The sequence below is a fragment of the Gordonia sp. 135 genome, assembly GCF_009720185.1.
Taxonomy (GTDB): Bacteria; Actinomycetota; Actinomycetes; order Mycobacteriales; family Mycobacteriaceae; genus Gordonia; species Gordonia alkanivorans.
Map to the genome: position 1 here is coordinate 1,859,019 of NZ_CP046257.1, position 21,078 is coordinate 1,880,096.

Here is a 21,078-nt window from a genome sequence, read left to right on the forward strand (position 1 = left end):
GGAATGGCCCCCTCGAGACCCAGAGTCGTCGTCATCGGAGCAGGATTCGCGGGCATGCACTGCGTCCGGCGGTTGCGGAAGGCCGCGGTCGACGTGACGCTGGTCGATCGCAGCACCAGCCACGTCTTCCAGCCGCTGCTCTACCAGTGCGCCACCGGGTTGCTGTCCGAAGGCGCGATCTCGAGCCCGATCCGGCACCTGACCCGTCGCCAGCGCAACCTCGACGTCGTCCTGGGGGAGGCCGCCGACATCGACGTCGCGACGCGTGAGATCGTCGTCGACCGTCTCGACCGGTCGTCGTTCCGCCTGCCCTACGACTACCTCGTGGTCGGGACCGGGATGCGGACCGCGTACCGGGGCAACGACCAGTTCGCGAAGTACGCACCGGGGATGAAGACCCTCGACGACGCGCTGACGATCCGCCGCAAGATCATGGCCGCCTTCGAGATGGCGGAGACGATCACCGACCCCGAGGAACAGCGCTCCTGGCTGACGTTCGCGGTCGCCGGCGGCGGGCCGACGGGAGTGGAACTCGCCGGTCAGATCCGCGAACTCGCCACCCGGGCGCTGGAACGCGAATACGACGCCATCGACCCCGCTCAGGCGCGGGTCCTGCTGCTGCACGGTGGGGATCGGGTGTTGCCGTCGTTCGACGCCCGGCTCTCGGCCGGTGCGCAACGGACTCTCGACGACCTCGGTGTGGAGACACACCTCGGCGTGCATGTCACCGATGTCGGTGACGACTACGTGGAGACCACCCGCAAGGCCGACAAGCACAAGGACCGGTATCCGGCGCGAACGACGTTGTGGACCACCGGCGTCGAGGCCGTCCCTTTCGCCAACACCCTCGCGGCCGCACTCGGCGTCGAACAGGATCGGGCAGGGCGGATCCCGGTGGAGGCGGACCTCTCGGTCCCCGGGCATCCCGAGGTGTTCGTGGCCGGCGACATGATGGCGTACAAGGACCTCGCCGGCGTCGCCGAGGTCGCTATGCAGGGCGGACACCACGTCGGCCGCGTGATCGCCGAAAGTGTAGAAGGACAGCAGGAACGGGCGCCGTTCAAGTACCGCGACCTCGGCACCGCCGCCTACATCGCGCGGCGTCGGGCCATCGTGCAGTCCGGTCGGTTCCAGATGTCGGGGTTCCCGGGCTGGGTCGCCTGGGGCGTCATCCACATCGCCTTCCTGGCCGGAATCCGCAACCGGCTGGGCACCGTGATGACCTGGGGCGCAACGTTGCTGACCGACTCACGCCGGGAGCGGGCGATCATCTACGGCGACACCGAGACCGCGAGGACGCCGTACGCGCGCCGGGAGGCGAACTAGTCAGAACTAGTCAGAAGGTCTCGGGCGTCGGCCCGCCGCCGACGCCCACCTCGTTGCCGGCTGGATCGCGGAAGGTCGTCTCCGGTCCGACGGGCGATCAGGCCTTCTCGCGTAGGTATGCGACGACCTTCCCCCAGTTCTCGAAGCCGGGCTGTTCGAAGTGGATGTGTTCGCCCTCGAATTGGTCGACTCCGCGCGCGGTTCGGTCGTCGATGATGAAGTCGCCTCGGTTGAGATTCTTATGGTGCGACAGGATGACCCGCTTGTAGGCGGGGGAGTCCTCGTCGCGGCCGAGGTGCATCTTGACCCACAGCAACTTCTCGGTCCATGCCAGGGGGTTGTCCCAGGGGGCGGTCGAGAGGATGTAGGTGTCGAAGAGTTCGGCCAACTCGCGGTACGCCGCGATGGCGCCGTCCATCGGGTCCATCAGGGAGAAGATGCCGGGGACGTCGTCGAGGTCGCCCTCGAAACGCTTGCGCTCGGCATCGCTGAGCTTGGCGATCCCGGACTTGAAGTCGACGAGGGTGTTGTCCATGTCGATGTAGAGAATCTTCTTGGGTTGTCTCGCAATGTGGTCTGTCATTGTTGGCCCTCTCGAACGTAGTGCGGCGCCGCAGGGGCGGCGCGTTCGGTGTGGAGTGCCCCGAGTCGGGGCGGAAGGTGCCTCACCGGAACCGGGAGGATCACCTGACATTCGCCACGATAGGGCAGGGGTACGACAGTTTGGCCGGAAGCGCTGTCGTCCGGCGAACCTCAACTCGACTCCCAGACCTCGATCGAAGTCTGGGAGTCGGGTTGAGGTTCGCCGGTCGCTGGCCCTGGGTCCGGGACGAGTGTTCCGCGGAACGCTTGTCCGACGACGCGCAGCCTGGTATCCAGATTAGAACACGTTCTAATTCTGACACTGGCGAGGAGTCTGTATGCACACCCCGATCTGCGATGAACTCGGTATCGAGTTCCCGATCTTCGCGTTCACCCACTGTCGTGACGTCGTGGTCGCGGTCAGCAAGGCGGGTGGCTACGGAGTGCTCGGCGCGGTGGGCTTCACGCCGGAGCAGCTCGAGATCGAGCTGAACTGGATCGACGAGCACATCGGCGATCACCCGTACGGCGTCGACATCGTCATCCCGAACAAGTACGAGGGCATGGACTCGAACATGTCGGGCGAGGAGCTGGCCAAGCTGCTGCAGTCGATGGTGCCGAACGAGACCCTGGAGTTCGGCCGCAAGCTGCTCCTCGACCACGGGGTGCCGCTCGCCGACGGCGACGACAACTCGCTGCAGCTGCTCGGCTGGACCGAGGCGACCGCGACGCCGCAGGTCGAGATCGCGCTGCAGCACCCGAAGGTCACGCTGATCGCCAACGCGCTCGGCACGCCGCCGCAGGACATGATCGCGAAGATCCAGGCCGCGGGACGCAAGGTCGCAGCGCTGTGCGGCTCGCCGAAGCAGGCGCGCAAGCACGCCGACGCCGGTGTCGACATCATCATCGCCCAGGGCGGCGAGGGCGGTGGTCACTGCGGTGAGGTCGGTTCGATCGTGCTGTGGCCGCAGGTCGTCAAAGAGGTTGCACCCGTGCCGGTTCTGGCTGCCGGTGGCATCGGCAGCGGTGAGCAGATCGCGGCCGCACTCGCGCTTGGTGCGCAGGGTGCGTGGAGTGGTTCGCAGTGGCTGATGGTCGAGGAGGCCGAGAACACCCCCGTTCAGCAGCAGACCTACATCGACGCCTCGAGCCGTGACACAGTGCGCAGCCGCTCGTTCACCGGCAAGCCGTGCCGCATGCTGAAAAACGACTGGACCGAGGCGTGGGAGAATCCCGAGAACCCCGATCCGCTGGGAATGCCGTTGCAGTACATGGTCTCCGGTATGGCGGTCGCCGCGACGCACAAGCATCCCGACGAGAGCATCGACGTCGCGTTCAACCCCGTCGGCCAGGTCGTCGGGCAGTTCAAGAAGGTCGAGAAGACCTCGGCAGTCATCGCACGCTGGGTGACCGAGTACATCGAGGCGACCGGCAATCTCGATGCGTTCGCCAACGCGACGACCTAGGTCGGGTCGGGGTGGTGGGCTCACTCGCTGAGGTCGCCACCCGCGGCGCGCGTCAGCCGATCAGTCTGGCAGGCTAACAGTCACCTGCCCATCAGAACGGTGGTGGGTTGGCCTGGTTCCACCGGTGTTCGGCGCGCCGGGTCAGGCGTGAGTCGGTGCTGCGTTGCATGGCGTGCCGGATGCGCGCCGGATGATCGGGTGAGCGAATCGGCGTGAGATGGCCGAACAGGTCACGGCCGTTGTAGGCGTTGCCGACGAACACGTGTCCGGTGGGCGTGGTGAACCAGGCGGTCAGGAACTCGTCCTGGTAGTCCTGCCAGCTGGTGAAGGTCTTGATCCGGTGGTGAAACCGGCAGAGTGGTTTCAGATTGCGTTCGAGGGTGCGTCCACCACGGTCGGGATGCCGATGGTCGCACGGCCGGGTGTGATCGAGGTCGATCTGCCACACCGGCGCATTGCATCCTGGGAAGGTGCAGCACAGTTCGCCGGCCCGCACCAGGGCTTGCAGCTTCTTCGACGGGGCGTAGCGCAGCGCCGATTCGGGGGTGGGTGCGGTGGTGGGATGCAGATAGGAGCGTTGGGCGTCGGCGAGCAGGGCCCGGGCGGTCTCGGCATCGACGATGCCCTGGCCGTCGATAAACGCCGGATCGTTGTCGAGGCCGATGAGGGTGGAGAGGTTGGCGACGATGTAGTAGGACGCGTGCGGAGCTTTCTTGTCTGTGGTGCAGGAGCACGGCGCATCTCCGGTGTCAGCGTGGGCAGCGTTCTCGACGACTTCTGTTGTCGCGCAGAGGCAGGCTTCGCACGCACAGGACAGTGAGTTCTCGTCGCGCGCTAATGCAACCAGCGCATCGGCGCGACGCTGTGCCACCGTGCGCGGGTCGGCAGCATGAACGTCGGCGGCCATCGCAGACAGACGTGCGTCGAACGCGGCGGCGTCGGCAACCGGTAGCGACCCGGAAACACGTGACTGCCCGGGGTTGAACCGATCGGGTCCGACGTTGACCTTGCGGTCGTCGGTGGCTCGCTCTCTGCGCCTCCGGACAGCGTCTGGTGCCCACTTCGCAACGATGGTGTCGACCATTGCGGTGAACCGCGTTGTCGACATCGGTGCGCGAGCGAAGATCGCCTCCGCCAGGTGGGCATCGACGGTCTGCATCTCGTCGGGGTCGGTCACGAGCTCGGTTCGCTTGAGCGCGATGAGGAATCGCCGCTTGTCGATGCGTCCACACGCCAAGGCGTGACCCGTGAACGACAACCGGTAGCGCAGGGCGTCTCCGGCGCTGATGAGTTCTCGGGCCTCCGCGGCCGTGATGGTCAGCGTCGCACCGACCTCCGCGATGGCCTGTTCGAGCCCGTCCGGCCCGAACTCGGCGTACGGGTCCTCGCCGACTGCGACACGGGTGGCCAGGTCGTCGAACGCCTCGATCGAGTCGAGTTGTCCGTCGTGGATCTCGGCCCGACGCTGGGCGTAGTCGAGCTCGCGCTCGTCGTGAATGAGGCTGGCAACAGTCATCATTCGGTGGGCGGTCGCCGCCGCGAGTCCGGCGGTGTGGTTCAACACCTCGATCAGCTCAGTGGCCGAGAGCTCGGCATCGGGACGAAGGCGGGGCTCGACAGAGTGGTCAGCAACGCTTGCCGAATCCGTGGATTCGATGCTCGCCCCCCCCCGCGCCATGACACCACAGTACTCGAAAATATGTTCGAGTCAAGTGGGCGGGGATTTGAACTCGACCCTCGCTCAGTGTGCGGCGGTCAGATCGTCGGGTGCGGTGGTTTCGGCAAACCGCGGGGCCATCATCTCCATCTGTTCGAACACTGTCGTGATCGCGGCGGGTTGCTTGTCTGGCGGGTACTTGTACTTCACCAGCAGCCGCTTGATGGACGACCGCAGCTTCGCCCGGACATCATCGCGGACCGTCCAGTCGAACTTGGTGTCACGCTGCATGATCCGGACGAGATCACGCGCGATCTGGGCGAGTACGTCGTCGCCTTGGAACTCGACTGCTGACTCGTTTGTGGCGACGGCGTCGTAGAAAGCGAGTTCGTCGTCGTTCAATGGAGGGGAGAACTTCTGCCCGCGGCCGCCTTCCGCGGCGACCTCTTTCGCCATTGCGATGAGTTCGGCGATCACCTCGGCAGAGGTGATTTGTTGGTTGGTGTAGCGGTTCATGAGCTCGGTGATGCGCTCCGAGAACTCTCGTTGTCGGACGACGTTGTTACGCGTGGCACGTGCCGATTCCTCGGTCAGCGTCGCTCGCAGAGCCTCGATCGCGAGGTGCGGATTCGTCGCAGCTTTGGCCTTTGCCTCGAAGTCGGGCCCGAGATCGGCGAGAGACGGCTTGGGCAGCCCGGCAGCATCGTAGATGTCCACGATCTGGCCGGTGGCGGTCGAGGTCGCGACCAAGGAGGACAGGAGTCTCTTGATCTCTTCGGGAACGGGTCGGCCCTCAGCTTGCCGGTCCGCGGCGTCGAACTTGCCCATCCATACCCGGACCTCTTCGTAGAACTGCACGGTCGGGCGGAGTTCTTCCAGGGTGTCCTTGCCGCCGGCAAGCGCCCAGGCTTTGGCGAGATGTGCGGCGAGCGTTCGGAATCGCCCGCCCAGCGTTTCCTCGCCTTCCGGCACGCTGTTACCTGGAGTCTCCGGTGACCGAAGGTATTCGGTGAGACCGATCGCCGCGCGAATCCAACCTCGATCAGCCTCTTTCGCCTTCGTGCGCCAGTCGTACCCACTGCAGAGATCGTCCAGCTGTGAGATCAGCTGTTGCGTCAGCGCCACCGCTTCGTCGATGTTGCGGCCGACCGGTTGGCTGGCCTGGTCTGTCTCGGTGTACTCGGCCAACGCCTGCTGCAGGTTGTCGACGAGCGGTGCATAGGCGACGAGGAGGCCCGACGGTTTGCCGCGGAAGGTTCTGTTGACCCGCGCCAGGGTCTGCATCAAGAGGGCGCCCTTGAGCGGTCGGTCCAGGTACAGGGTGTGCAGTGGCGGCGCGTCGAAGCCGGTGAGCATCATGTCCTTGACGATGACGATCTGCAGTTCGTCGTCGGGGTCCTTGAGCCGCTTCTGGATGATCTTGTTCTGAGCGTCGCGCCGGACGTGTTTGGCGATGAGCCCTTGGTCTTTCGCGCTGCCGGAGTAGACGACCTTGATAACGCCCTTGTCGACGGCCTCGTCGTGCCAGCCAGGTCGCAGCGCAACGATCTCCTCGTAGAGCCGGGCCGCGATATCGCGAGTGGCCGCGACGATGAAGGCCTTTCCCGGTGTGGAGATGAAGGTCTCCAACGATTTCGAACGGCCATCCCAGTGCTCGACGATGTCCTTCGCGAGGGCCTTGACGCGTTCCGGAGCGCCATACACGGCGTTGATGACCGCCACGGACTTCTCGATCTGTGCGCGTTCGGCATCGTCGAGACCTTTGGTCGCCTCGTCGGCTGCTCTGTCGAGATCGTCTTCGGTCACCTCATCGGCGAGGGTCACCTGGATGAGACGCGGCTCGAAATAGACCGGCACCGTGGCGCCGTCATCGACGGCACGGGTGAGATCGTAGATGTCGATATAGGGGCCGAACACCTCGCGGGTGTTGCGTTCGGCAAACGAGATAGGAGTGCCGGTGAACGCGATGAGGGTGGCGTTGGGAACCGCATCCGCGAGGTGGCGAGCGTAGCCGTCGAGGTCGTCGTAGTGACTGCGATGTGCCTCGTCGACAACGACGATGACGTTGCGGCGATCGGTGAGGAGCGGATGGTCGGCGCCGGCGTCCCGCTCCGCTTGGGTGCGGCTGAACTTTTGGAGCGTGGTGAAGTAGATGCCACCGGTGGTGCGGTTGGACAGTTCGTCCCGCAGCTGCTCACGTGTTGTGACTTTCACCGGTGACTCGTCGAGAAGCTCGGAACGGTTGAATGTCTCGAAGAGCTGTCCGTCGAGTTCGCGGCGGTCAGTCACGACCACGATCGTGGGGTTCTTAAGCTTCGGCTGCCGCGCGACGAGATGGGCGTAGAGCTCCATCTCCATCGACTTGCCCGAACCCTGTGTGTGCCAGACGACGCCGGCCTTGCCGTTGCTCTCCGCAGCGGCGACGGTGTTGCCGACGGCTTTCGTGACCGCGAAGTACTGATGGGGCTTGGCGATTCGCTTGACGTAACCGTCGGCACCCGCGTCGAAGGCTGTGAAGTTGCGCAGGATCTGGAGAAAGCGTTCGGGATTGAACACTCCGTCGATGAGGTACTCGAGTTCGAGTCCCAGCTGTGCCGGGTCGGTGGGATGGCCCATGCTGAGGGGCTTACCGTCGTCATCGACGTTCCACGGGGCGTAGTGCTCGAGCGGAGTGAACGGTGTGCCGTATCGCGCGCTGAGGACATCGCTGACGACGGAGACCACCGCGAAGCGGAACACCAGTGGGAACTCGCGCAGGTACGTTCCCAGTTGTGCGTGGGCTGAAGCGAGATCGGCCTGAGCGGCGCCTGCCTGCTTCAGCTCGAAGAAGGCCACAGGCAGGCCGTTGAGGTAGAGCACCACATCGCATCTGCGCTGGTGTTCTGAGTTGCGGACCGTGACCTGCTGGACGGCGAGTAGCTCGTTGTCCTCCGGCCGATTTCCGACCAGAAGGATGGTCGGTGTCTGTTCGAGGCCGTCATGATCGACATACGTGATACCCCGGTACCCCTTGACGAGGATCTCGTGCAGCCGATGGTTCTCGGCGAGCGGGTCTTGCGACTCGGGTGCGAGGATCGCAGCCCGCGCCTGCACGAGATACTCATAGGGGACACCGGGATTCAACTCCCGCACCTTTGCGAGCAGCCGGTCCGGGAGGACGATGTCATCCCACCTGGTACGACCGTTTTCGACGCCGGGTGCGATGTCGGAGCCCTTCAGGGGTTGCCATTCCTGGTCGGCCAGCCACTCGAGAGCCAGGTTCTCCCACTCGGCTTCTGGAATTGCGCTCATGCGTTGGTCCTTCGGGTTCTGGGCATTCTGAAGTGGTCTGGCTACCGTGTCGCGTCACACTAGATCGGCGATCTCGTTCTCCGCTTCCTTGATTGTCACTTTGCCGGACATCAGGAGGGGGAGGAGTTGGTCGCGGGTTTGGGCAAGGGTGCGGCTTTCGACGCGTAACTGGTGCCCCAAGGCGCCGACTGCGTCGACTTGATCGCGGCTCGTGTCCGACAGTGAACGAACGTCTGTGACATCGAGTGCGAGTATCTCCTCTGGTTTCACACGTTGATGACTCCCCGATGTGCCGGCGACTCTACCCATCAGTTCGTCCCTGACCCGGGGATGCGTAAGAGTTGCCCACAAAGCATGAGTGCTCACCACTTGAGGTACCAGAACAACGAACTCGGTACTCGCGATGCAGGTACCTTCGGGAAGCTCGCTGACGTTCCACACCCGCGAGATCCGAGGATTGAGTTTTGACATCAGAACGCACGGGCTGTTGAGCAAGAACTTGCTGCTCTTAATGTCCTCGCCTCGCTCACTGCTGGGAGACTGACCATCATCGAAAGCGGGAAGGCTGAAGTGAGTGACATGCTCAGCCGGGTCCGGTTTGGTGGACTGCTTGGACCGCGTCGCTAGTTCTTCGAGTGCCACTCGATCCCCAACTCGCCCGACAAGTTCTTGTACGAGCTGCTCGCCCACGACCACGACCCGCTCGTTTGCCGCGATCTTGTCGTCGAGGGCGCCGAGGACTTCGGCGATCGCGCATTGAGTTGAGAGTGACGGAATGAGTACCGGTACGTCAGCAATGTAGTTGCGATTCAACATCGGCTGAACGCTGCCAGAGTCGAAGCCCGCCAAGTCCGTGAACTCGAATAGGTGGAACAGGAATCGAGGTGAGTTCCCCTTGAAGTCGGCAGCATAGAGGGTCGTGTTGAGCGGCCAGAAATCGATGTCTGACCACGTAGGCTGCCCCAAGTTTGTAGCACGCCCGATGACGAAGCCTGGACCCTTCACCGGGCCCTGGTCGTGCCAGCCAGCAGTCGCTCCTGCTGACAGTACTGGAAACGGTCCACCTACACGAAGACGAGCTGGAAGGTCAAAGCCCCTCCGGAGCTCTACCACGTCACCTAGTCGACGGTAATGCCATTCACTCATCGACCCGCTCCATCTGCTGACGCACAACCTTTTCCAACCGTGCTGACTCATCGAGCGCTGCAAACAGTTCCGACTTCAGGCGGGCGATCTTCTCGTCGATGGGTTCACCGTCGTCCTCGACTTCTGGTGCGCCCACGTACCGCCCTGGAGTCAACGCATAGCCCGCAGCCTTGATCTCCTCCAGCGTGGCCGACTTACAGAAACCCGGTACGTCTTCGTACGTAATGCCCTTCTTTGCGGCCGAGGCCGACCCGCGCCACGCGCGGAATGTGTCGCCGATCTTGACGATTTCCTCGTCGGTCAGCGCACGTTCGGCGCGGTCCACCATGTAGCCCATATCGCGAGCGTCGATGAAAAGGACCTGACCGGTCCGATCGACCGAGCCCTGTACCCCCTTGGTCTTGTCCTTGGCAAAGAACCACAAACACACGGGGATGCCCGTACTGCGGAAGAGCTGGGTGGGTAGCGCGATCATGCACGACACGAGGTCTGCGTCGACGATCTCGGCCCGAATATCACCCTCGCCGTTGCTGTTCGACGACATCGACCCGTTCGCCAGCACCACGCCGGCCTTGCCGCCCGGCGCCAGCTTGTACAGGATGTGCTGCAGCCACGCGTAGTTCGCATTGCGCGCAGGCGGTACCCCGAAGCGCCAGCGTGCGTCTTCCTCGTTACGCGCCCAGTCCTTGATGTTGAACGGCGGGTTGGCCATCACGTAATCCATTTGGACGTCGGCATGTTGATCCCGCGCAAAGGTGTCGCCCCACCTCGCTCCAAGCCCGTTGTTGTCGATGCCGTGGATCGCGAGGTTCATCTTCGCCATCCGCCAGGTCTCTTCAATGGCTTCCTGGCCATAGATCGACACCTGTTTGGGATCGCCGTCGTGTTCGTAGATGAACTGCTCGGTCTGCACGAACATGCCACCCGAACCGCAGCATGGGTCGTAGACACGTCCCTTGGTGGGCTCGAGAACCTCGACGATCACTCGGACGACGCTGCGCGGAGTGAAGAACTCGCCACCCCGTTTGCCCTCCGCGCGAGCGAAGTTGCCGAGGAAGTATTCGTAGACCTCGCCCATGAGATCTCGCGCTTTGTGCTCGCCCTGACGGCTGAATCGTGCGCTGTTGAACAGGTCGACAAGCTCACCCAGGCGTCGCTGATCGATGTTGTCGCGGTTGTAGATTCGCGGAAGAGTGCCGGCGAGGGACTTGTTGGCCGCGATGACGGCGTCGATCGCCTCGTCGATCAATTGGCCGACGTTCTTGCCCGGTCCGCCATCGTCAGAGGGCTTACCCTTGGCATTCTCGGCCAGGTACGTCCATCGGGCGATCGGCGGCACCACGAACACGCCCGCACCCTGGTACTCGCCGGCGTCGTCGATAACATCTGCGATCTGTGACTCGTCGAACCCATCGGCGACGAGTTCGTTCCGGATCTCCTCACGCCGTTCGTCATATGCATCGGAAACGTACTTGAGGAAGACGAGGCCCAAGATCACGTCTTTGTACTGACTCGCCGACAGTGATCCGCGCAACTTGTCTGCGGCCTTCCACAGCGTGTCTTTGAGCTCTTTCATTGTCGACGGAGCGGTCGGCTCCGCCGTCTTGCGCCTTGCGGCCATCGGTGGTGAATCCTCTCTCATGGGTGGACGCGAGGGGCGTGCCCTCGGCCGAGTCTCTGGTGCTATCTGGTGGTTACGGTCGTGGTCACGGCGGCGATGCCCGGGGTCGTCTCGTTCGCGTCGAGCGAGATGTCACCGGCCGCAATGCCGTCGATGAGCGCAAGCGCGAGGTCTTGGGCTGCAGCCGTTTTCGCTTCGACCGCTCGTTGATAGTCGGCGATCTCGGCCAGTGCCTTCTCGAGTTGCTGCGATTCTTCTGGGGTGAAGCCCGGGATGCGCCAGGTCTGCCACTCGCTTCCCGGTTCGCAGCGGGTGTTGATGATGGCGGCGAGAACCAGCGGCCTGAAGGGTGCCCGCTGGTCGATTCGGAGGAGCTTTGCAGGTGCGCCCACCAACGATCCGCCGACCGGATCGATCACTGCTCTCGGTGCGGGTTTCTCGACGAAGACGATGTCGCCGGGCTCGGTGCGCCTCGCTCGTGGATAGCACTTGGCGGCGTCGAAGGGGTCCAGGCGCAGTACGTCGTCGGGAAGTACTCGGACCGTACCGGCATCGTTGGCGTCGCGCGGATCGATACGGCTGCCGCCGTTCACGGTGATCATCTTCCGTTCGACCAGTTCGGCGAGCGAATGGTCCTGTGTCCGAAACCGGCCCGAGGCCGGTGCGATGAGTATGTCCACCGTCCGGATGGGTGCCGAAGTCTCCAAGGTTGCACGATGAACGCGGTCCGCGTGAGTGTCCTGCGCGCGGGACCGCAGCTTCGGTGCGTTGGCGCCGCGCGGAACGACAGTTCCGCTTGCACGGATGTCGAGCAGGTCGCGGCGGCGGACGAATCGGTGTGCGCGGCCGCGATTCTGATCGAGCACCGCGGAAACGTCTGTGGCCAGGTCGTCTAGATCCGCGGAACCGACAGCGTCGAGGTCGGCGACTGCGACGTGGTCGGCCTCGGCGCCACCCTGGCAGATCCACAGAGCTTGACTCTGCCGGTGGGCCTCCCGCCACAGTCCTCGTGGAAGGCGCAGGGCGCACACGACATTGCCAATCTTGAGAGTTTCCGAACGGCGCAGTTGAAGTTCACCGGCGAGATGATCGGTCAACGCTTTAGCCGAAGCCATGACGACGGCGACCTCACCGTCTCGCAGATCCAGGACAATGCTGTCGACCGCATCGAGGGCGTCGGCCACCGGACACCCGACGAAGGATGCAACCGTCACGGAGGCATCGGGTGCAGTGTCAAGCAGTTCAGTGCGGCAGATTGCCGCACGCCGCCGTAGATTACGGATATCTGCGACGTGGGCGCCGATCGCGCATTGCTCCTCGGCGTTCACGCACGCCAGAGCCAACGTCGGATCACCTGCCGGGACGATCGCAACGTCATCGGCATCGAGATGTGCAAGCGCGGCGCCGACGATACTGCGAACAACCTCGAATCCTTCACGCTTGAGGTCTCTGACTCCGCGTGAACGTCCCAGTCGTCCCTTCTCCAGGCGGTCGAGGGCGTCTGGGGTCCCCAACGACGCGTCGATGAGTTGGTCGGTGAAGTGCACCAGGTCCTCCGAGGCGTCGAGCACCCGGATCTCGCTGAGTATCGATAGATCGTCCGGGTCGACCTCTGTCGCTACATCGATGAGCGATTGGGCTGTAGCAGAAGAAAGTTCGACTCCCGAGAGTGCGTACAAGGCGAGGAGGCAGAGGACGTCGTCATACCGAACGCCATGGGGAACAGCCACTGCACCGACGTCGAGATGTTGCTCGTCACGATTATTGCCTCGGCGTGTTCGCTGCAACCAATCGACGACTTCCTGCTCGTCGAAGTGCTCGACGCCGCTGACTGTGGCGACCGGCGGGGGGAACGGCATCGACTCGCCGCGCACGATGGGTCGGTTACGCCACTGGCTGACCGCCGGCCGCGATACCCTCGCTAGGTCGGCGACGTCCTGCATGGTCAGAGTTCCCATCGGGCGTCACCTCCTCGGCGCGATCAGCTGACTCTCACACCATAGTGGCCGGGTCCTCGTCGCGTACTCGGATCACTGTTAAGCCGCCTTAACAGTGATCCACGTCGCGCAGTCGGGGTAGTGCTGGGAATGTGGCTATCGGCAGCCGGACCCGCGGTCGCCGGAACCACAAGGAGTTGGGTATGAGCAGCACGCACCCGGCCGCCCGCTTCAATGAGGCGTGCACAGCCGTAGTGATCGATGGTCTGACGGTTGCCGACAAGGACGTCGTCCGGGAAGCGCAACGCTGGGCAACCGGAGAGCGCGGTGGCGTCGTCGACGACGCATCGGCGCTTGCTGCAGCGGACCTCGGTCAGTTTGTCACCAAGGCGATCACGATCGGCGCGCACGCGCTGTCGGCTACCGGACAAGCACAGGAAGCGCAGGTCTTGGAGCGGATGATCGCCGAGCTCGGCGAGAAGGCTGCGACTTCTACCGCCGAAGCAGCGGCTATGACCGACCGCAGCGTCAAGGCGGCCTCGGAGTCGGTAAGCAAGGCTGCAGCCGACGCGCAGAAGGCCTTTCGGGAGGCGGATGAAGCGACCCGCAAGGCGCTCACCGAGGCAATAGCCGGGATGAAGCGCGAGACAGAAGCCGAACTCAAGCGACTCTTCGGCGGCACCGACCCCGAAGTCATAGATCGCTTCGCTCCGTTGCTCGAACAGTTCGCCGCGAACCTCGACAAACGGGCGTCTGCCAACACATCTGAGCTTCTGACGAAGGCAGCCAGACAGTTCGACCCGACCGATCCGTCGTCTCCGGTGGCCAAGCACACGGCTGACTTGACGAAGCGACAGGAGGCCCTGACCGAACAGATGGGAAAACAGCACGCGGAGTTGACCGAACGACTTGACGTGGTGGTCACTGCCCTGAAGATCGCCGAGGCGAAAGCCTCGGTCACCAAGGTGTCGCCGATCAAAGGTGGGGCCTATGAGTCCGAGATTCACGAGGTTCTTCAGACGATTGCTTCGGGACTCGGGGATGAGTACGCGGAGACCGGGACGACTGTCGGTGCGGTCGCTCGCTCCAAGAAGGGGGATGGCGTTCTCATCGCCGAGGGTGGTGCGGCACGAGTTGTCGTCGAGGTGACCGACTCCAAGCGCGACGGATGGGGTGCGTACTTCGACGAAGCGGAACGCAACCGCAAGGCCGAAGCCGCGATCGGCCTGGTTCGTACGGTTGAGCAGAACTGCGGCGAGACGATTCGGGTCCTCGGCAAACGGCGCATCGTCCTTGCCTTCGATCCGGGCGCGGACGATCCCGATCTCGTCCGAGCAGCCCTGATGCTTCTCCGGACATCCGCGCTCGCCGCAGCCGGCAGAAGTGGCGCCCACGAGATCGCGACCGCCGAAGAGAAGATCACCGCCGCCGTCGAAGAGCTCGGCAAAATCGAGGAGATCAAGAAGGCGGCCGGCTCGATTCAGAACAACGTACGGAAGATCGAAAACTCGTGCGGCGCCATTTTCACCAGCATTAATCGACTGCTCGCCGACGCACTGAACGCGCTCGCGGGAGTGGACTCCGATGCAGCGGTTGCGGAGTCCACGGAAGCTCAGGAGCGAGGTGTGGCGTGATGACCTGCGGCGCCATCCGGTTACCCCGCTGCGATGGCCCCGGCCGTCGACCAGACCATCGGGCGGGGATGGTTCCCGTTGCTGGCTCGGCTCCACAGCCAGCTTTCCACTGTGACCACCGACTTCGCGTATGCGGATATCCGGAGAGAGGCCGGAACTCTCCGGTGCCATGTCGTCTACGGCGACACCGTCGACAGCTTCACGAGAGGTGTGTGTGAACGACTTGTCGACGCGAACGTCGACGAGTCGAGCACCATATGTGAGTTCTGCGGCCGCCGTGGACAGGTGCGGCAGAGCCCAGCGGGTATCTGGGCGGTTTGCGGGCTCTGCTCCGAACCGTAAGTCGAACTGTTTCGGACCGTAGCGGCGTCACCCATTCGGACGAACTTTCCTCCGCCCGCGTCGGTCGTGCAGAGGAGTCTGCATCCGACTCGCCCTAGCGGTTCTCAGAACTATGTGCAATCGAAGTGATCAGCGCGCTTTCTTTGAAGGAGCTATACATGCGCACTCTCATCCGCTTGACCACCATCGCCGCGAGCGTGGCGGCACCGGCGCTCGGGTTGGCGATCCCCGCCCACGCCGTGATCACCGACCAGTACGACCGCGTGAAGACGGTGTTCTGTTCGACCGAGCGCTACGGGAACGAGGTCGAGTACGACCGCGGTAACAGCCACTACGACCAAAGAGTTCAGTTGTCGGAGCGCAACAATGGGCTCTGGTGTGGATCGTCTAGCTTCACCGAGTACAAGGAGTACGGGCAGTACATCTCGGCAAGCATCCAGAATGACAACGCGAGCTACGTGTACTGCGCGATCTGGATCAACGGTGGCATCGCAGAACGCGACGAGGACCGATCCGAATACGGCGCCTGGGCGCTCTGCTAATCGGTCTCAGTTGATGGATCGCGAGAGGGATTCGGCGACAGCGAGATTCAGTGCGCCCTCCGCGAACCGCGACACCGGCCCGATCGCAGCGTCGAGCGTCGCGTCGTAGCCGTCGCGCGCCTGACCCCACAGATGGCCGGCGGCGCCGTCCGGCGTGACTCCGATCAACGCGATGAGTTCACCGGTCGTGGGGATGCAGATCGCCCACACGAAACGCGTCTCGGTGTCCCAGTCGGAGTTGGCTGCCTCGACGTAATCGGCGGGGGAGTCGACCCCGAGAAGAGACAACGCCGGGACGTCGGTGATCCGGTCGTCCGCACGAAGCGAACGCAGATACCACGACCCGGCGTTGATCTCGACTGGTTGCACGATGTCCCTTCGATACGCTCGCAAGCTCGCTACTCAGGGAGCGGGTGGCTCGCAAGCTCGCTACTCAGGGAGCGAAGCCACGAAGGTCGGCGAGGCTGCCTCACCAGGCCTTCGTGGCTCGTCGCTATCGCACCTCGCACCTCAGGCAGCAAGGGTGGTTCCTCGCTCCTGAAGGCGGCGGGGGTGGTTCCTCGCTCCTGAAGGCGGCGGGGGTGGTTCCTCGCTCCTGAAGGCGGCGGGGGTGGTTCCTCGCTCCTGAAGGCGGCGGGGGGTTACTTCAGCTCGAGCAGCACGGTGCCCTGGGTGACCGCGGCACCGGCCTCGATGGCCAGACCGGTGACCACGCCGTCCTTGTGGGCGGTGACCGGGTTCTCCATCTTCATGGCCTCGAGGACGACGACCAGATCGCCCGCGGCGACCTCCTGGCCTTCTTCCACGGCGACCTTGACGACGGTGCCCTGCATCGGGGCGGCCACGGCGTCACCGGAAACGGCTGCGCCGCCGCCCTTCTTGCGCGAGCGGGCCTTCGGCTTCTTGCGGATGACACCGTTGGTCGAACCGCCGCCGCCACCGAGGGCGAGATCGCCCGGCAGCGAGACCTCGACGCGGCGTCCGCCGACCTCGACCACGACCTTCTGGCGCGGTGCGGCGTCGTCCTCCTCGATCGGCTGTCCACCGGTGTACGGCTCGATCGGGTTCTCCCAATCGGTCTCGATCCACTTGGTGTAGACGTCGAACTTCTCTCCGTCGCCGATGAACGCCGGATTGGAGACGATGTGGCGGTGGAACGGGATGACCGTGGCCAGGCCCTCGACCTGGAACTCGGCCAGTGCGCGACGCGAACGCTCGAGCGCCTGCTCGCGGGTCTCGCCGGTGACGATCAGCTTGGCCAGCATCGAGTCGAACTGGCCGCCGATGACGTCGCCCTCGACCACGCCGGAGTCGACGCGCACGCCGGGGCCGGTCGGCTCCTTGTAGACGGTGACGGGGCCGGGGGCCGGCAGGAAGTTGCGGCCGGCGTCCTCACCGTTGATGCGGAACTCGAAAGCGTGGCCGCGCGGGGCCGGGTCCTCGGTGAACTCGAGCTTCTCGCCGTTGGCGATGCGGAACTGCTGACGCACGAGGTCGATGCCGACGGTCTCCTCGGTGACCGGGTGCTCCACCTGCAGGCGGGTGTTGACCTCGAGGAACGAGACCAGGCCGTCGTTGCCCACCAGGAACTCGACGGTGCCCGCGCCGTAGTAGCCGGCCTCGCGGCAGATGGCCTTGGCGGACTCGTGGATCTTGGTGCGCTGCTCGGCGGTCAGGAACGGCGCCGGGGCCTCCTCGACGAGCTTCTGGAAACGACGCTGCAGCGAGCAGTCGCGGGTGCCGGCGACGATGACGTTGCCGTGCTGGTCGGCGATGACCTGGGCCTCGACGTGGCGGGCCTTGTCCAGGTAGCGCTCCACGAAGCACTCACCACGACCGAACGCGGCGACGGCCTCACGGGTCGCCGACTCGAACAGCTCGGGGATCTCCTCGATGGTGTAGGCGACCTTCATGCCGCGACCGCCACCGCCGAAGGCGGCCTTGATCGCGACGGGCACGCCGTGCTCCTCGGCGAAGGCGACGACCTCGTCGGCGTCCTTGACCGGGTCCTTGGTGCCGGGCGCCATCGGGGCGTCGGCCTTCAGCGCGATGTGACGGGCGGTGACCTTGTCGCCGAGGTCGCGGATCGACTGGGGTGACGGTCCGATCCAGATCAGCCCGGCGTCGATGACGGCCTGGGCGAAGTCGGCGTTCTCGGACAGGAAGCCGTAACCGGGGTGGATCGCGTCGGCGCCCGACTTGGCGGCGGCGTCGAGGATCTTGTCGAAAACCAGGTACGACTCGGCCGAGGTCTGGCCGCCCAGTGCGAAAGCCTCGTCGGCGAGCTTGACGAACAGTGCGTCCGCGTCGGGCTCGGCGTACACGGCGACGCTCGCGAGGCCCGCATCCCGGGCTGCGCGGATCACACGGACAGCGATCTCGCCTCGATTGGCGATGAGGACCTTGCTGATTGCGGTACTGGGCACTTGTTCTCCTGGGCCTTACTCGTACTCAGGTGCTCACGACGCGCGGTGGCGCGTGCGACACGGTTGTCGGACAACGGTCAAGACGGGGGTGCAGCCTTCGCCGGCCGGGATGCGGACGGTGAGGGCGCGGACGACGCCGGGAGTCCGGGCGTCGCGACCTTCCGGCAAATACAGTAGCCCACCGAGCAATCGTTCGGTGGAGCCGTGGGTCACAACGCCGGAGAGAACGTGCTCGCGTCACCGAGGTGACGCACCAGTAAGGCGAAACTGCGCAGGTAGGCGTGGACGGGACCGACGGTCGGATCGATGTCGGTCGCCTGGGAATCACGAGGGAAAGGTGACGCACCAGGCAGCGGCGCTCCGGTTGCGGGCATGTCGGTCGACGACTCGTCGACGCCGAAGTCGCGGAGCGGGGATTCTCGCGGAAACCTGGCCGAATAGCGCAAACCGGACGGCGTCCGGTTGATCCAGATGTAGACCTCGTGCGGTGAGTAGCTGCGACTGCGGATCACTTTCGCGCGGCCGGCATCGGCCGCTCCGGCGCCGGGTGCGTACCGGGTGTCGATGAACGAGATCACGAACCGCGGCTCCCCCCGATGGCCGATGAGCTCGGCCACCCTCAGGAACGGCAGCGCGGCGCCCTGACGGCCCCGCTTCAGGACGGCGGTGGATCGGCTGACCGCCTGGTCGAAGGTCGGGGAGTCGGACATGTCCACCCAGAACGGCGCGACGCCGACGAACCACCCCAGGGCGGTGAGCCACTGGGTGTCGTTGCGGGTGTGCCGGGGCAGCACGCAACGGAAGTCCGCGTCGCCGGTCATCTCGTGGTGGACCATCGCGAACGCGGCGAGGATGCCCGCGGTCAGGGTGCCGCCGGCCTCCGAGCAGATCGCGGTGAAGCGGTTGGCCGTCTCGTCGTCGGCGATGACACCCCACAGCGATTCCTGCGGGATCGTCGTCTCTTCGACGTACTGCCGATCGGCGTCCTCGGCGTCACCGCCGTGCGACCGCAGCAGCGCGGGCATGTCGCCGGCGCCCGTGCGCAGGAACTCCGTCCACAGGGCGACCGCCGGATGGTCGCCGCCGGTCTGGTCGGACAGGCGTCGTTCCTCGGCGCTGAAGTCGACGTAGCTGCCGACCTCGGGCAGGTTGGCACTCCGGTGCTCCCTCGCGGCGCGGTACAGCGAGACGAGCTCCTGCTGGGCCATGATCAGCGAATAACCGTCGACGAGCGAATGGTCCGCGGCGAACAGCAGGGTGAACGAATCGGCCCGTCCCACCGTCGCGAACAGGTAGGCGGGCCAGTGCAGCGGCGCGGTGGCGCGGTCGAAGGAGCCGCCGAGCTGCTCGACGAGCGGCCCCGACTCACGGAACCAGCCGATCCGGCCCATCTTGAGTTTCACGGTGCCCGGGTCGGTGGTGAGCCGCTGCAGACCGGTGCCCTTGATGACCACGTGGCTGCGCAGCACCTCATGGCGGTCTATCCACTGGGTCAGCACCGAGCGGATCGCCGGGATCGACAACGGCTCGTCGAACTCGATCGACAGTCCCAGCCACGCCTCCCGCCCGCCCTCCCGCTGCGTCTGCACGCGGTACTCGAAGGCAGCACGCAGGTGCTGCTCGTGGTTGTGCGAGGTCAGGCGGGAGTCGTGGTTCCACGCGCCCAATCCGCCGGGGACATAGGGAGTCCACTCGACGAGCCCTCCCGGGGCGATGGGCTCATCGCGGATCTGGATGAACTTCATGCCCCGGGTGTGTCGGACCCGGAATCGGAAGTCTGATTGCGAACCTGCGCCTTGATCCGGCCGAGCATGCCCGCCATACCCCGGAGGCGGAGCATGCTGACCACGCTGCCCAGACCGAGGTCGTAGTAGAAGTCCGACGGGACGTCGAGGATCTCCTGTGCCGAGGCGGTGTCGAGTCCTTGGTGCAGGATCGCCGCGAAGCCGCGTGTGGTCGGTGCCTCGCGCGGTGCGGTGAAGTACAGGCGCACCGATCCCGGATCACCGGCGTCGACGGACAGGAACACCGGCGACTGGCACTCGGGTACCGGTTCCATCGCCTCCTGCTGTAGATGCTCAGGGAGGTCGGGGAGTTCGTCGGCGAACTCCAGGAGCAAGGTGATCTTGTCCGAATCACCAAGCGCGGCAAAGTCGTCGACGATCTCTGCCAGGGCTGGGGGCAAACTCATCGTCGATCAGGGCTCACTTGGAGCCGGGTGCGGCACCCGGGGTGTCGCCGACCGCGATGGGTACGCGAACCGCGTTGCCCCACTCGGTCCACGATCCGTCGTAGTTGCGAACCTTGGTGTACCCCAACAGATGCGTGAGGACGAACCAGGTGTGGCTGGACCGCTCGCCGATGCGGCAGTAGGCGATGGTCGGGGTGTCCTTGTCGAGGTCGCCGTAGATCTCGTCGAGCTCGGCGCGGGAACGGAACCGGCCGTCCGGAGCCGCCGCCTTGGCCCACGGGATCGACACCGCGGTGGGGATGTGACCGCCACGCAGCGCGCCCTCTTCGGGGTAGTCGGGCATGTGGGTGCGTTCGCCGGTGTACTCCTGCGGCGAGCGGACGTCGACGAGCGGCTCGGTGCCGAGCACCTCGAGAACCTGCGGGGCGAAGGCGCGGATCTTGGTGTCGTCACGCTCGACGACGGGGTAGTCCGACCGCGGGTACTCGGGGACGTCGAAGGAGGTGTCGCGGTCCTCGGCCATCCACGCGTCGCGGCCGCCGTCGAGCAGACGCACGTCCTCGTGACCGAACAGCGTGAACACCCAGAGAGCGTAAGCCGCCCACCAGTTGGACTTGTCGCCGTAGATGACGATGGTGTCGTCGCGCTCGATTCCCTTGCTGCGCATCAATTCTGCGAACTGCTCGCCGTTGATGTAGTCGCGGGTGACCGGGTCGTTGAGGTGCAGGTGCCAGTCGATCTTCTGCGCGGTGGGGATGTGGCCGATGTCGTAGAGCAACACGTCCTCATCGGATTCGATGATCTTGAGGCCCTTGGAGCCGAGATGAGCCGACAGCCACTGAGTGGTCACCAACCGCTCGGGGTGGGCGTACTCGGCGAAGGCCGGATTCGGGTCGGTTTCAACACTCACGGTCTGT

The 21,078-nt window shown here is 64.8% G+C and carries 15 protein-coding genes; 4 read left to right on the forward strand and 11 right to left on the reverse strand.

The genetic code is table 11. The annotated features are described in order from the left end of the window. The first annotated feature begins 3 nt into the window (after nt 1-3). Complete coding sequence (locus GKZ92_RS08525; protein ID WP_155225173.1) at nt 4-1,326, forward strand: NAD(P)/FAD-dependent oxidoreductase; 1,323 nt, start codon at nt 4-6, stop codon at nt 1,324-1,326. 97 nt (nt 1,327-1,423) lie between these two features. On the opposite strand, the gene GKZ92_RS08530 is transcribed toward GKZ92_RS08525, so the two are convergent. Continuing rightward, complete coding sequence (locus tag GKZ92_RS08530) at nt 1,424-1,909, reverse strand: 5' nucleotidase, NT5C type (RefSeq protein ID WP_155225174.1); 486 nt, start codon at nt 1,907-1,909, stop codon at nt 1,424-1,426. A 337-nt stretch (nt 1,910-2,246) separates the two neighbouring features. Here GKZ92_RS08530 and GKZ92_RS08535 point away from each other — a divergent pair, with 337 nt between their 5' ends. Continuing rightward, complete coding sequence (locus tag GKZ92_RS08535) at nt 2,247-3,374, forward strand: nitronate monooxygenase (protein ID WP_155225175.1); 1,128 nt, start codon at nt 2,247-2,249, stop codon at nt 3,372-3,374. Between the two features lie 91 nt (nt 3,375-3,465). On the opposite strand, the gene GKZ92_RS08540 is transcribed toward GKZ92_RS08535, so the two are convergent. From GKZ92_RS08540 to GKZ92_RS08560, 5 genes are all read right to left on the reverse strand, one after another. Then, nucleotides 3,466-5,052, reverse strand: coding sequence for an HNH endonuclease signature motif containing protein (locus GKZ92_RS08540; protein WP_155225176.1), 1,587 nt, complete (start codon nt 5,050-5,052; stop codon nt 3,466-3,468). 63 nt (nt 5,053-5,115) lie between these two features. After that, the gene (locus GKZ92_RS08545; protein WP_155225177.1) at nt 5,116-8,322 is read right to left on the reverse strand and encodes a type I restriction endonuclease subunit R; all 3,207 of its coding nucleotides are present in this window, start codon (nt 8,320-8,322) and stop codon (nt 5,116-5,118) included. Between the two features lie 54 nt (nt 8,323-8,376). Beyond that, a complete protein-coding gene (locus tag GKZ92_RS08550) occupies nt 8,377-9,519 on the reverse strand; it encodes a restriction endonuclease subunit S (protein ID WP_155225178.1) in 1,143 nt (380 codons plus the stop codon). After that, on the reverse strand, nt 9,461-11,089 hold the full coding sequence (locus GKZ92_RS08555) for a class I SAM-dependent DNA methyltransferase (protein ID WP_155225179.1): 1,629 nt from the start codon (nt 11,087-11,089) through the stop codon (nt 9,461-9,463). The genes GKZ92_RS08550 and GKZ92_RS08555 overlap by 59 nt, the downstream gene beginning before the upstream one ends. A gap of 62 nt (nt 11,090-11,151) precedes the next feature. Next, the gene (locus GKZ92_RS08560) at nt 11,152-13,047 is read right to left on the reverse strand and encodes a hypothetical protein (protein ID WP_155225180.1); all 1,896 of its coding nucleotides are present in this window, start codon (nt 13,045-13,047) and stop codon (nt 11,152-11,154) included. 182 nt (nt 13,048-13,229) lie between these two features. On the opposite strand from GKZ92_RS08560, the gene GKZ92_RS08565 reads away from it, so the two are divergent. Beyond that, complete coding sequence (locus GKZ92_RS08565; protein WP_155225181.1) at nt 13,230-14,660, forward strand: Fis family transcriptional regulator; 1,431 nt, start codon at nt 13,230-13,232, stop codon at nt 14,658-14,660. A gap of 500 nt (nt 14,661-15,160) precedes the next feature. Then, a complete protein-coding gene (locus GKZ92_RS08570; protein WP_154882855.1) occupies nt 15,161-15,544 on the forward strand; it encodes a hypothetical protein in 384 nt (127 codons plus the stop codon). A gap of 6 nt (nt 15,545-15,550) precedes the next feature. On the opposite strand, the gene GKZ92_RS08575 is transcribed toward GKZ92_RS08570, so the two are convergent. From GKZ92_RS08575 to GKZ92_RS08595, 5 genes are all read right to left on the reverse strand, one after another. Further along, nucleotides 15,551-15,913, reverse strand: a complete 363-nt coding sequence (locus GKZ92_RS08575) for a hypothetical protein (protein WP_155225182.1) — start codon at nt 15,911-15,913, stop codon at nt 15,551-15,553. A 272-nt stretch (nt 15,914-16,185) separates the two neighbouring features. After that, on the reverse strand, nt 16,186-17,970 hold the full coding sequence (locus tag GKZ92_RS08580; protein ID WP_155225183.1) for an acetyl/propionyl/methylcrotonyl-CoA carboxylase subunit alpha: 1,785 nt from the start codon (nt 17,968-17,970) through the stop codon (nt 16,186-16,188). A 209-nt stretch (nt 17,971-18,179) separates the two neighbouring features. Continuing rightward, nucleotides 18,180-19,715, reverse strand: a complete 1,536-nt coding sequence (locus tag GKZ92_RS08585) for a condensation domain-containing protein (protein WP_155225184.1) — start codon at nt 19,713-19,715, stop codon at nt 18,180-18,182. Further along, a complete protein-coding gene (locus GKZ92_RS08590; RefSeq protein WP_155225185.1) occupies nt 19,712-20,161 on the reverse strand; it encodes a SufE family protein in 450 nt (149 codons plus the stop codon). Before GKZ92_RS08590 ends, GKZ92_RS08585 begins: the two co-directional genes overlap by 4 nt. A 13-nt stretch (nt 20,162-20,174) precedes the next feature. Continuing rightward, nucleotides 20,175-21,071 (reverse strand): sulfurtransferase, encoded by an 897-nt coding sequence (locus GKZ92_RS08595; RefSeq protein WP_155225186.1) that lies wholly within the window; start codon nt 21,069-21,071, stop codon nt 20,175-20,177. Nucleotides 21,072-21,078 lie beyond the last annotated feature (7 nt).

Bases quoted from the DNA above. Each gene is read 5' to 3' on its own strand.
- GKZ92_RS08525 (WP_155225173.1), top strand. From the start codon at position 4: ATGGCCCCCTCGAGACCCAGAGTCGTCGTCATCGGAGCAGGATTCGCG.
- GKZ92_RS08530 (WP_155225174.1), bottom strand. From the start codon at position 1,909: ATGACAGACCACATTGCGAGACAACCCAAGAAGATTCTCTACATCGAC.
- GKZ92_RS08535 (WP_155225175.1), top strand. From the start codon at position 2,247: ATGCACACCCCGATCTGCGATGAACTCGGTATCGAGTTCCCGATCTTC.
- GKZ92_RS08540 (WP_155225176.1), bottom strand. From the start codon at position 5,052: ATGGCGCGGGGGGGGGCGAGCATCGAATCCACGGATTCGGCAAGCGTT.
- GKZ92_RS08545 (WP_155225177.1), bottom strand. From the start codon at position 8,322: ATGAGCGCAATTCCAGAAGCCGAGTGGGAGAACCTGGCTCTCGAGTGG.
- GKZ92_RS08550 (WP_155225178.1), bottom strand. From the start codon at position 9,519: ATGAGTCAGCACGGTTGGAAAAGGTTGTGCGTCAGCAGATGGAGCGGG.
- GKZ92_RS08555 (WP_155225179.1), bottom strand. From the start codon at position 11,089: ATGGCCGCAAGGCGCAAGACGGCGGAGCCGACCGCTCCGTCGACAATG.
- GKZ92_RS08560 (WP_155225180.1), bottom strand. From the start codon at position 13,047: ATGGGAACTCTGACCATGCAGGACGTCGCCGACCTAGCGAGGGTATCG.
- GKZ92_RS08565 (WP_155225181.1), top strand. From the start codon at position 13,230: ATGAGCAGCACGCACCCGGCCGCCCGCTTCAATGAGGCGTGCACAGCC.
- GKZ92_RS08570 (WP_154882855.1), top strand. From the start codon at position 15,161: ATGCGCACTCTCATCCGCTTGACCACCATCGCCGCGAGCGTGGCGGCA.
- GKZ92_RS08585 (WP_155225184.1), bottom strand. From the start codon at position 19,715: ATGAAGTTCATCCAGATCCGCGATGAGCCCATCGCCCCGGGAGGGCTC.
- GKZ92_RS08590 (WP_155225185.1), bottom strand. From the start codon at position 20,161: ATGAGTTTGCCCCCAGCCCTGGCAGAGATCGTCGACGACTTTGCCGCG.